The following is a 10,968-nucleotide window of genomic DNA, read 5'->3' as shown; positions in this document are numbered from 1 at the left end:
CCGGGGCGCTTTTCGGGCCCGCGCCTCTCCGCGCGCGTGGGCGGTCCACCCCCGCCGCTCGCCCTCCGCGCCCCCGCCGCCCCCCGGCCGCGTGCACCCCGAGCACGGCGCGGCCGGCCACCATCCAATCGCGACGCGCGGGCCCTGAACCCGCGCCGCACCCTCCGCACTCGCCAAGGAGCGCCCGCGACCGGCGGTCCACGGCCCCCCTGCTGGCGTGGTCCCCCTGGACAACAGCACCGCGGCGGCGTTCGGGCGTCCCCTCGGCGTCCCCTCACTGACGGAGAGCCGCACCCAAGCGTGATCAGTCGGATACGTCACGTCAATGGGTAGTCCGAAATTCGGAATGGTTGCGTCAACTTTCGGCCGGTGATCTCCGCCAGTGATCTCCGCCGACGATCACCGGCGGGAACGGCAGCGAACCGAGCAGGCCCCGGGCTGCCGCTGCCGCTACTGCGCCAACGCCGCCCAGTCCACGCCCGCCAGCGGGTCCGCCGGCCGGGCGTCCGCGCCGATCTCGCACCACACCCGCTTGCCCGAGCCGTCCGGGAACCAGCCCCAGCGCTCGCAGAGCAGCTCGACCAGCTCCAGGCCGCGCCCGTTGGTGGCGTTCTCGTCCGCCCCGGCGTGCCGTGGGGCGGGGGCCGTCCGGCTGGCGTCGGCGACCTCCACCCGCAGCGGACCGGCCGGCTCACCGCCCGCCTGGTCCTCCTCCACCGGCAGGCAGAGCCGCAGCACCGCCGGACACCCGGTGTGCACCACGGCGTTGGTCACCAACTCGGAGACCACCAGCACCACCGTCTCGGCGACCGGCGCGTCCGGGTCCACCCCATGGTTCAGCAGCCGCGAGCGCACCCACCGACGGGCCCGGCCGACCTCGGCCGGGTCCGCCTGCACCGCCAGCTGTACCTGAAGAACCTGCACCGCTCCACCACCCGCACTCGCAGTTCGGCCATCGTCCCGATCGGGCCGGATCGTCCAGCCGGCGAACCCTCGCACATCGCCCGGTGCCGCCCGGGCCCTCGGCCGGGCTCCCGCCCGGCGCTCACCCGAGCTGTCCCGTCCGGGCCAACTCGTCCGGGCCAACTCGTCCGTCGCGCACTGGCCGCGACTCGATTACGCCTCAGGATGAGTGGGCGGACGGACCTCGGCAAGCGCTTCGGGCATATTCCAGCGATCGGGGGACAGCGCAGTGCATACTGTCCCGTTCACTCTCGCGAGCCTCGTACCGGCACTCGTCCGGCCCGGGCCGACCCGCCGGTCCCGCAGTGGCGAACCTACCTCCGGACGCCCCGCGCACCCGGCCCGCCACTCGCGAACCACCCGTGCGACATATGTCCAACGGCCTTCGAACAGCGGCCTCCACGGACCGCCCCGCGCACGGGCCACCGGTACGAGCGACGACCGGGCGCCGGGCCGGGTGACGATCCGGATGACGGCCCGGGTGACGATCCGCAGGCCCGGGTTCCGTTCTTCGGGGAATGCTCCCGCCGCCGACCGGCCGCAAGATACCGTTGGGTACGCCAGCGAAACCCGGGCAGGAGGGTGGTTCCCGATGGCCACCCCCGACCGCGCGCCGCGCTGGGACGAGCAGCTCCAACGCCGCCTCGCCCGCGGCGAGGAGACCGCGCTCGGCGAGATCTACGACCAGCTCGCGCCGATGGTGCACGGACTGGCCGGGCGGATACTCGCCGACCAGGCCGCCGCCGTCCAGCTCACCCGGGAGATATTCGCCCACGTCTGGGAGCACCCCGAGGACTTCGACCCCGCCCAGGGCTCGCTGCGCTCCTGGCTCGGCGCGCTCACCCACCGCCGTGCGGTCGACCGGCTGCGGGCGCGGCGGGCCGCCGAGCGGGTACCGGGCGGCCCGGGCAGCGGACTTGACGGCCCGGGCGGCGGCGAGGGCGCGGCCGAGGCGGAGATCCGCGCCGTGGCCACCGCCGCGCGCATGCAGTACGTGGTGGACTCCCTGCCCCAATCCCTGCGTGAGACCATCGCGGTGACGTACTACGACGGCCGCACCTACCAGGAGACGGCCCGGCTGCTCGGCATCAGCGAGCAGGCCGCCAAGCAGCGGATGCGGCTCGGCCTGGAACTGCTGGCCACCGAACTGGCCGAGGAGCGCGCCCGCCACGACGAGCGGCACGGCCGCGAGGACGGCCGGGCCGACGACCGGGACCACCGGGACGACGCGGGCGACAGGGACGACGGGGACAGGGGCGCATGAGCGAGCGGAGCGAGCCCACCACCGAGGAGCGCCACGACGCCCTGCGCTCGCTGCTCGGCGCCTGGGCCCTCGGCGCCTGCCCGAACCGTGACGCCGCCGAGCTGGAGCAGCACCTGCGCACCTGCCCGGAGTGCGCCGAAGAGGCCGCCCGGCTGCGTGAGGCGGCGGGGTGGCTCGCCCTGGACGAGCCGCTCGACCAGCCCAACTCGCTGCGCCAGCAGGTGCTCGACTGGTGCCTGGCCCGCCGCCCGGCCGAACTGCCCGTCCCCGCCTGGGGCATGCCGTACACCGCTGAGACGGCCAAGCTCGACGCGCTGCTGCGCGACCTCGGCCCGGAGGAGTGGCAGGAGGTGGCCGACCTGCCGTGGCACGGCGGCACCGGGCGGCTGCGTCCGGCCGAGGTGCTGTGCCATCTCGCCGCCGTGGACGGCTATCTGGCGCTCGCCCTCGGCCTGCCCGACCCGGTGCCGGCCGGCCCGGGCGCCACGCCGGCCCCGGCCGCCCGGCGGGTGCCGCCGCAGGAGCCGCCCGCGCGGCCGCCGGCGCCCCTGCTCCTGCCCCGGGTCCCGCTGCAGGGCGGGCCGTACGCCGGGATCGCCGAGCGCACCGCCCGGCTGGTCGCCGACCGGGCCGGCCTCCCGCCGCAGTCGGTGCGGGAGCGGTGGCGGCGGCAGACCCACGACCTGGTGCGCACCGCCGCGCTCGCCCCGCGGGGCAACACCCCCGTCGACTACGGCTTCGCCGTGCTGCCGCTGCGCGACGCCTTCGTGGACCGCGCCTTCGAGTGCTACGTGCACGGCGAGGACGTGGCCCGCGCGGTCGCCTACCCGTACGACCCGCCGGCGCCCCAGCACCTGCGGCAGATGGTGGACCTGGCGGTCCGGATGGTCCCGCGGGCACTGGCCGACCTGCGCGCCGCCCGCGCCACCCGTCCCGAGCCCGCCGGGGCGCCGGACCTCCCGCCCGTGGCGGGCCAGGGCCAAGGCCGGGGCCGGCGGCTGCGGCTGGTGATCGACGGCCCGGCGGCCGGCGAGTGGCTGATACCGCTGGACGGGCCGGAGTCGGGGCCGTCCGGCGGCGAGCCGGTGGCCTCGATGGTGCTGGACGGCCTGGAGCTCTGCCAGTTGGCCGCCGCGCACCGCGATCCGGACCGGCTGCCGGTCGGCGAGCACGGCGACCGGGCCGCGATCCGCGAGGTGCTGCACGCCCTGCCGCTGCTGTCGCGGCCGTAAACGGCCACAGCCGCGCCGACCGTCCCAACTGCGCGCCCCGACCTCGCTACGCGAAGACCACCGTGCGGGTGCCGTTCAGCAGCACCCGGTGCTCGCTGTGCCACTTCACCGCACGGGCCAGCGCCTGGCACTCGACGTCCCGGCCGAGCGCGACCAGCTGGTCCGGGGTGACGTCGTGGGTCACCCGGGCCACCTCCTGCTCGATGATCGGGCCCTCGTCGAGGTCGGCGGTGACGTAGTGCGCGGTGGCGCCGATCAGCTTCACGCCCCGGGCGTGCGCCTGGTGGTAAGGCTTGGCGCCCTTGAAGCTCGGCAGGAAGGAGTGGTGGATGTTGATCACCCGGCCGGACAGCGCGGTGCACAGCTGGTCCGAGAGCACCTGCATGTAGCGGGCCAGCACGACCAGTTCGACGTCCTCCTTGGCGACCAGGTCCAGCAGCTGCTGCTCGGCGTCGGCCTTGGTGTCCCGGGTGACCGGGATGTGGTGGAACGGGACGCCGTAGCTCTCGGTCAGGTCGCGCAGGTCGGTGTGGTTGGACACCACCGCGGCGATCTCCACCGGCAGGGCGCCGATCCGGGTGCGGTAGAGCAGGTCGTTCAGGCAGTGCCCGAACTTGCTGACCATGAGGACGATCCGCATCCGCTGCTCGGTCGGGTGGATCTGCCAGTCCATCCCGAACGAGGCCCCGATCGCCGCGAAGCTGGCCCGCAGCTTGTCGGCGGTGACCGGCTCGGCGGCGGAGAAGTGCACCCGCATGAAGAACAGCCCGCTGTCCCCGTCGCCGAACTGCTGGCTGTCGATGATGTTGCAGCCGGTCATGAAGAGGTAGCTGGAGACGGCGTGGACGATGCCCTGCTTGTCGGGGCAGGACAGCGTGAGGACGTACTGGGCGCTGGCCGGCTGCTGGTCCACTGGGGGTATCCCGTCCTGAGGTCGTGGCGTTCGTGGGTGGTCCAGCGTGTCACATCCTGGACAGTCGCCGCCCCGCTGCCCGTACTGCGGGACGGCACTGCTCAGCGGCCCGACCGAAAGCCCGACCAGGCACCCGGTTAGGCCGCCGACCAGGCGCCCGGCCGGCGGCCCCGCCGTGGACCCGGACTCAGACCCAGGCTCAGACCCGGGTGAGGATGCGCAGCACGTCCAGCGACTTGGGCGCCGCGTCCGGGTCGTCCCCGTCGTTCACCGCCAGCGCGACGTGCGCCTCGCGCGCGGCCCGGACCGCCTCCGGCCAGCCGGGGTGGCCGAAGTAGGCGGAGGCGTGGGCGTCCGCGCCGACCTCGTGCAGCAGCTGGACCACGCGCAGCACCGCGACGTCGACCAGGGCGGCCTCGGCGGAGTCGCGGAAGATCGTGCCCACGTACTTCTCGGCCGACCAGTGGTCCAGCCAGGTGTCCTCGACCAGCCGGTAGACGGCGTCGGTCACGTCGCCGTACCCCTCCCGGCCGTTCAGCCAGGTCTCCTGCTGGAAACCGGGGTCGGACAACATGTGCAGCGCCGAGCGCAGTCGGGCTCGCCAGCGCCACCAGGGCAGGTCGTTGAGCGGCATGCCGTTCATCGTGCTGGAGCGGTGGCCCGGACGAGAAGTGTTTCGGGCAGACCGATGCGAAGAATCTGTGCTGGCGGACATGGAGAACGATCGTACGTTCCCTGTCCGTTCGTACTCCACTCCCGATCTACACGCGTGCCCCGCCGGATTTCAGCTCCCGTTATCCGACCGTTCGCACTTCGGCCCTCTCGGCGTGTGGCGCCGGGGCTTGGCTTGCTCCGGTGCGCCGGATGGCGCCCCAGAGAGGGAAGACCGATGACCAGCCGAAGGGACCCGTTCCAACCCCGGCACCAGTTCGCGCGGCGCCGCCGCCGCCCGATCGCCGCAGCCGCCACCGCCGCGGCCCTGCTCCCCACCCTCTTCTCGGCCTCCGCGTGCGGCGGACCGGCCGATGCCTCCACCAACGGCGGCGACCTCACCGTGATGACCTGGTCCCCGTCCGGCACCGGCTCCGCCGACCGGCCCGGCATGACCGCGCTCGCCGAGGCGATCGGCCGGGACGTCAACCTCAAGGGCGGGCTGAACGGCCGCCGGCTGCAGGTGCTCACCTGCAACGAGCACAACACCTCCGAAGGCGCCAAGGCCTGCGCCCAGCGGGCGGTGGACGCCAAGGCGGTCGCCGTGATCGGCTCCTACAGCCAGTACGGCTTCGACTTCATGCCCGTCCTGGAGCGCGCCGGCATCCCCCTGATCGGCGGCTACGGGCTCTCCCAGCCCGAGTTCAGCAGCCCGCTCTCGTACCCGGTGGACGGCGGCATGCCCGCGCTGATCGGCGGCAGCGGCCGTCAGCTGGTCGAGGCCGGCTGCAAGGCCGTCGCGCTGGTCCGCCCGGACACCCCGTCCGGCGACAACCTGCTCGGCTACCTGGCCAACGCGCTCAAGCCGGCCGGCATCAAGCTGCTCGACGTCAAGGCGCCCGAGCAGTCCACCGACTACACGGCGGTGGCCCGCAAGGCGATCGGCAAGGACGAACCGGCGAACTGCGTCACCAGCGCCCTCGCCGCCGAGCCGACCGGCAACCTGCTGGACTCCTACCGCCGGCTGAACCCGAGGAACACCCGGTTCGCCTCGGTGATCGGCAGCGTGCAACAGTCGGTGGTCGACTCCACCGGCGGCGACTCCGGCCCGCTGGCCGGCACCTACGTCACCAGCTGGTACCCGCCGGAGTCGGCGAAGGTCTGGGACGGGCTGCGCGCGGTGGTGCGCGCCGACGCCACCGGCGGCCACACCATCGACGTCTCCGATCCCGGCGTGCAGACCACCTGGGTCGCGTACGAGGTGTTCCGGCTGGTCGCCGAGAAGGTCGCGGCGTCCGGCCGGCAGGTCACCGAGAAGACCGTCACCGGGCTGCTGGACAGCGGCGAGGGCATCGACGTCGGGCTCACCCCGCCGCTGAACTGGGGCACCCCCAACATGCTGCCCAGCACCGAGTCACCGCGGCTGGTGAACACCTGGGTCACCTACCAGGTGGTCAAGGGTGGCCGGATGACCCTGCAGCAGCCGGGCTTCGTGGACATCCGCTGGGTGCTCACCGGGGGCCGCCCACCGGCGTGACGCCCGGGCGACGCAGAACGGACGACGAAGGACCAATGACGAAGGACGGACGACGAAGGGGCGGGCCGGCGGGCCCGTTCCCCCGTCGTCCTACAGGTCGCCGTCGCTGCGGCTGGGCAGGCCGGTCTGGGTGGCGATCGCGTTCCACAGGGTCGAGGCCTGCTTCTTCGCGGTGGTCGCCGCGCCGCTGGCCTGGACGGCGTTCTTGTAGTGCTGGTTGTCCAGCTTCTTGGGGTCGCAGGCGCCCTGCGAGTCCCCGGCCCAGGCCGCGTACTCGTCGTCGGCCTGCGCGGAGGCGGTCCACGCCGCGTTGAGCTGCTCGACCAGCTGCTGGCCGCCGGGCAGCTTGTCCGCCTTCAGCTGGCCGAGCTTGGTCTGGAGTTCGCGCCGCTTGCCGGCCGCGCCGGTGAGCGCTTGCTGCGACTCGGGCAGCTTGTCGCACTTCTGCACCGAGGCGACCGCGCCGACCACCGCCGAGCGGCTGTCGCTCGCGGTGCCGAGCAGGTCCGACAGCGGCTGCGCCTGGGCCTTGACCGCCGGGTCGACGGTGGTGCCCGAGCTGCTCGCGCTCGCCGTGCCGGGGGTGGCGCTGCCGGTGGCGGCCACCGGCAGGGTCTTCTTGGCGTCGGCGGCGGGGGTGGTTTCGTCCCCGTTCACCAGGACGGCGACCAGGATGCCGGCCGCCGCGAAGCCGGCCACCACCCCGCCGATGATCAGCTTGTTGGACGGGCGGCCGCCACGGGCGGCCGGGGCCTGCGCGCCCGCCTGGGTGGCGTCGAAGCCCTGCCCGTGGTCCTGGCCGTAGCCCTGCCCCTGCCCGTGGTCCTGGGCGTAGCCCTGGCCGTAGTTCTGCCCGTAGTCCTGACCGGGGTAGGCCGGCGCCGGCTGCGGCTGCCCGGCCTGCGAGTAGCCCTGGTAGCCGCCCGGACCGGGCTGCTGCGGGTAGCCGGCCTGGGACTGGCCCGTGGGGTAGCCGCCCGCGTGCGGGTCCGCGCCCGGGTACGGCGGGAGGTGCTGCGTCTCCGGCGCCGGCTCGTGCTGCGGGACGCCGTAACCGGGCTGCGGAGCACCGGCCCACGGGGCGGGCTGGGCCGGCATGGCCTGGGTCGGCCGCGCGTGCCCGCCCTCGCCGAGGTACTCCGGCTGCCCGGACGGCTGCCCCACCGGCGGCACGCCCGTCTGCCCCTGCGGGTGGCCCTGGGGATGACCCTGCGGCTGGCCCGGCACGCCGCCCTGGGTCTGGCCGGGCTCGGGGCGGAACAGGTCGTCCAGGTTGAAGTCACCCGAGTTGGGGTACGAGCGGCGCTGGCTCAACGCGATTCCTCACCTGTGCACGACCGCGCGCTGACGGCGGACCACATCTCGTCGGTTCTTGGGGGCATCACAGTTCCTTGGACGTCGCGCCCACGCTACCGGTTCGCCGAACCGGGTGGCCACGTGGGCGGGACATCCCTCACGCTCCCCTCACCCCGCCCCGCCGGGGCCCGGGGCCTTGGGCGGGCCCTGGTGCCCCGGGCGCGACACTAGGCGGCCTCCGCATCCGCCCTGGCGTGGAACTCGCGGACCACCCGCTGCTCCCGGTACGGCTCCAGCCGGCGCCGGAACTCGTCCAGGTACTCCACGCCCCGGTTGGACCGCAGCCCGCTCAGCAGCCGGACCGCCTGCGCGCCCGTCTCACAGGCGCGTTCGAGGTCCCGCTGCTGCAACTGGGCGGTGGCGAGCAGGACGAGGTCCACCGCGCGGCGGCGGACCCGGGTCGGCGGGTGCAGGTCGAGCGCCCGGCGGGCGTAGTGCTCGGCCTGGCCGGCCTGCTCCAAGTCCCGGTGACAGTGGGCCAGTTCGTCCGACAGATAGGCGTCGTCGAAGTGGGCGATCCAGTCCGGGTCGTCCTCCGGGCGGCGCTTCTCCATCATCTCCAGCGCCTTGGCCGACACCGCCTCGCAGGAGCGGGCGTCCCCCAGCAGGGCGTGGCCGCGGGCCTCGGCGGCGTAGAACATCGCCATCGCCGTCGGGGTGGCGACCGTCCGGGCGCCCTCCTGCGCGGCGCGGGCGAGCTGGGCGATCTCCCGCGGGTTGCCGAGCGTCGCCGCCAGGTGGCTCATCGACGCCGCCAGCACGTAGCCGCCGTAGCCGCGGTCGTCGGCCGCCTGGGCGAGCCGGAGCGCCTGGATGTAGTAGCGCTGGGCCAGGCCGGGCTGGCCGGTGTCCACCGCCATGTATCCGGCCAGTTCGGTCAACCGGGCCACCGCGGCGAAGAGTTGGCGCCCGGTCTCGTCCCGGTACGCCCCGCCGAGCAGGCTGGAGACCACCGAGTTGAGGTAGTGCACGACCACCGGGCGCACGTGACCGCTGCCGAAGCGGTGGTCCAGGTCGACCAGCATCGCGGTGGTGGCCTTGATCGCGGCCACGTCGGTCGGGCCGACCCGGGGACCGCCGGTGCGGGCCACCACCGGGTCGGGCGGGGTGATCAGCCAGTCCCGGCTGGGTTCCACCAGCGCGGAGGCGGCGACCGTGGCCCCGGTCAGGAAGTCCCGTCGGCCGACGTCGCTGCGCCAGAGCTCGCAGACCTGCTCCAGGGCGGCGTTCAGGGTCGGCGCGAACTGGAGCCCGATGCCGGAGCTGAGGTTCTTGCCGTCGGCCATGCCGATCTCCTCGACCGACACGCTGCGGCCGAGCTTGCGACCGAGGGCCTCGGCGATCACGGCCGGCGCCTGCCCGCGCGGCTGCTGCCCGCGCAGCCAGCGGGCGACGGAGGTCTTGTCGTACCGCAGGTCCAGACCGTGCTCGGCGCCGCAGAGGTTGACCCTCCGGGCCAGGCCGGCGTTGGAGCAGCTGGCCTCCTGGATCAGTTGCTGCAGACGCTCGTTGGGCTGTCGTGCGACGAGTGGTCTTGCGGCCATTGGGTTTCGCCTCCCCACACCCTCCGGTCCCGGCCGGCGGGCGACGATTCTGCTGATCTGTTGCCGACTGTCCGACCGTCCAAGGAATCTGACACCAGGTTAGCGATCAGCAACGCCAGCGGGATACCCACGGTGACGATCCGCACCCCCCACGCGCCCTGGGAAATGCTCCTGTGCGCCCCCACTGCGCCTGCCCCCGCCCGCCTCAACTCGGTCGAGTAACCGGTTCGAGTGACATTGCCGGTATGCGCCCAACCGGCTTGCGCCGGGCCGTAACCAGCCTCACACACGGTAGTTGAGCTTCGCGTGGAAGACATCCCCGACTCCCCCGACCAGGGCAAGAACGCCGTACTGCCCCCGCTGCTCATCGAAGCCGTCGGCTACGCCGAGAACCGCCACTGGGAGGTCGCTCCCGGCGCCTGGCTGATCGACGGCGACGGGCCCGCCCGCTGCTCCTGCGGCGACCGGCGCTGCCTGCTGCCGGGGGCCCACCCGCTCGACGCGGACTGGGCCCGCAAGGCGAGCGCCGGGCCGGGGGCGGTGCGGCGCTGGTGGACCGAGCGGCCGCAGGCCTCGATCCTGCTGCCCACCGGCCGGTCCTTCGACGTCCTGGACGTCCCGGAGACGGCGGGATGCCTGGCGCTGGCGCGGATGGAGCGGATGGACCTCCAGCTGGGCCCGGTCGCGGTGCTGCCCGCCTCGCCCGGCCGGATCGGCCGGCGGCTGCACTTCCTGGTGCTGCCCGGGGTCGCGGCCAAGCTGCCGGAGATGCTCCGCAAGCTCGGCTGGCCGCCCGGCCGGCTGGACCTGGTGGCCCGCGGCGAAGGGGACTGGACGGTCGCCCCGCCGTCCCGGATCGGCGGCACCGGCTACGCCCAGTGGGCCCGCTCCCCCTCGGCGCTCAACCGCTGGCTGCCCGACGCCGCCGAGCTGATCAGCCCGCTCGCCTACGCCTGCGGGCGCGAGGCGCCCTCGGCCGCCCACCCCCAGCCCGCCCAGCCGGCGGCAGCGGTGCGCTGAACGGGCGCAGCAACGGTTCACCACCGCGGTGCACCGCCCCGGTTCACCACCCCGTGAACGGCCGCCCTCCGCCTATCGGGTGAGGGCGCGCAGCGCGCGACACCCCGCGCACGGCTGACGGGCCTTGTCTCCCACCGGTGACGGGGCCCGTCACACGCATGTGCGGATAAGGCCTCCGTGTACCCGCTGATCATGGACGAAAGCCCCCCGGACGAGTGACAACGCTCAAGGATTGCCATGATCGGCCGAGGGGAGGAATTGCGGTGCGAGGGGACGCCGGAGGGAGCGCTCGGACGGGGAAGCCGGGCGAGGCGGTGGAGGGGCCGGGAGGGAACGGAGGGGATGGAGGGGATGGAGGGGACAGGGAGGGAACGGGGAGGCGAAAGGGCCCGCTGCACGGGGAGCAGCGGGGCCATCTCGACGTTCCCGGAGGCGCGGTCCCCGGCGCCCCACAAGTTGCGGGCGCCCGGGGGGCGGTGACGCACGCA

The 10,968-nt window shown here is 74.1% G+C and carries 9 protein-coding genes; 4 read left to right on the top strand and 5 right to left on the bottom strand.

The genetic code is table 11. The features are described from left to right. Window positions 1-450 precede the first annotated feature (450 nt). Window positions 451-924, bottom strand: a complete 474-nt coding sequence (locus tag ACFV6D_RS24680; protein WP_063348164.1) for an ATP-binding protein — start codon at window positions 922-924, stop codon at window positions 451-453. Between the two features lie 631 nt (window positions 925-1,555). On the opposite strand from ACFV6D_RS24680, the gene ACFV6D_RS24675 reads away from it, so the two are divergent. Both ACFV6D_RS24675 and ACFV6D_RS24670 read left to right on the top strand, forming a co-directional pair. Beyond that, on the top strand, window positions 1,556-2,227 hold the full coding sequence (locus ACFV6D_RS24675) for a sigma-70 family RNA polymerase sigma factor (protein WP_380345141.1): 672 nt from the start codon (window positions 1,556-1,558) through the stop codon (window positions 2,225-2,227). Then, window positions 2,224-3,459 (top strand): zf-HC2 domain-containing protein, encoded by a 1,236-nt coding sequence (locus ACFV6D_RS24670; protein WP_380561132.1) that lies wholly within the window; start codon window positions 2,224-2,226, stop codon window positions 3,457-3,459. The genes ACFV6D_RS24675 and ACFV6D_RS24670 overlap by 4 nt, the downstream gene beginning before the upstream one ends. A 46-nt stretch (window positions 3,460-3,505) precedes the next feature. On the opposite strand, the gene purU is transcribed toward ACFV6D_RS24670, so the two are convergent. Continuing rightward, complete coding sequence (gene purU / locus ACFV6D_RS24665; RefSeq protein WP_371517487.1) at window positions 3,506-4,372, bottom strand: formyltetrahydrofolate deformylase; 867 nt, start codon at window positions 4,370-4,372, stop codon at window positions 3,506-3,508. 199 nt (window positions 4,373-4,571) lie between these two features. Beyond that, window positions 4,572-5,087 (bottom strand): hypothetical protein, encoded by a 516-nt coding sequence (locus tag ACFV6D_RS24660; protein WP_079135686.1) that lies wholly within the window; start codon window positions 5,085-5,087, stop codon window positions 4,572-4,574. 174 nt (window positions 5,088-5,261) lie between these two features. On the opposite strand from ACFV6D_RS24660, the gene ACFV6D_RS24655 reads away from it, so the two are divergent. Then, window positions 5,262-6,560, top strand: coding sequence for an ABC transporter substrate-binding protein (locus ACFV6D_RS24655; protein WP_063348169.1), 1,299 nt, complete (start codon window positions 5,262-5,264; stop codon window positions 6,558-6,560). 90 nt (window positions 6,561-6,650) lie between these two features. Here ACFV6D_RS24655 and ACFV6D_RS24650 read toward each other — a convergent pair whose 3' ends face one another. Together ACFV6D_RS24650 and ACFV6D_RS24645 are read right to left on the bottom strand one after the other, a co-directional pair. Further along, window positions 6,651-7,874, bottom strand: a complete 1,224-nt coding sequence (locus ACFV6D_RS24650) for a hypothetical protein (RefSeq protein ID WP_380561131.1) — start codon at window positions 7,872-7,874, stop codon at window positions 6,651-6,653. Between the two features lie 209 nt (window positions 7,875-8,083). Beyond that, window positions 8,084-9,460: a hypothetical protein gene (locus ACFV6D_RS24645; RefSeq protein ID WP_063348171.1), complete on the bottom strand. Its 1,377-nt coding sequence runs from the start codon at window positions 9,458-9,460 to the stop codon at window positions 8,084-8,086. Window positions 9,461-9,775: 315 nt separating this feature from the next. Here ACFV6D_RS24645 and ACFV6D_RS24640 point away from each other — a divergent pair, with 315 nt between their 5' ends. Next, window positions 9,776-10,480: a bifunctional DNA primase/polymerase gene (locus ACFV6D_RS24640; protein ID WP_380561145.1), complete on the top strand. Its 705-nt coding sequence runs from the start codon at window positions 9,776-9,778 to the stop codon at window positions 10,478-10,480. Window positions 10,481-10,968: the final 488 nt, after the last annotated feature.

Source organism: Kitasatospora sp. NPDC059812, from assembly GCF_042732075.1.
Lineage (GTDB): Bacteria > Actinomycetota > Actinomycetes > Streptomycetales > Streptomycetaceae > Kitasatospora.
The sequence above is the reverse complement of the archived record's forward strand: the minus strand, read 5'-3'. Positions and strand labels throughout refer to the sequence as shown.

Excerpts from the sequence above, each read along its gene's own strand:
- ACFV6D_RS24675 (WP_380345141.1), top strand. The coding sequence starts at position 1,556 with ATGGCCACCCCCGACCGCGCGCCGCGCTGGGACGAGCAGCTCCAACGC.
- ACFV6D_RS24670 (WP_380561132.1), top strand. The coding sequence starts at position 2,224 with ATGAGCGAGCGGAGCGAGCCCACCACCGAGGAGCGCCACGACGCCCTG.
- ACFV6D_RS24660 (WP_079135686.1), bottom strand. The coding sequence starts at position 5,087 with ATGTCCGCCAGCACAGATTCTTCGCATCGGTCTGCCCGAAACACTTCT.
- ACFV6D_RS24655 (WP_063348169.1), top strand. The coding sequence starts at position 5,262 with ATGACCAGCCGAAGGGACCCGTTCCAACCCCGGCACCAGTTCGCGCGG.
- ACFV6D_RS24645 (WP_063348171.1), bottom strand. The coding sequence starts at position 9,460 with ATGGCCGCAAGACCACTCGTCGCACGACAGCCCAACGAGCGTCTGCAG.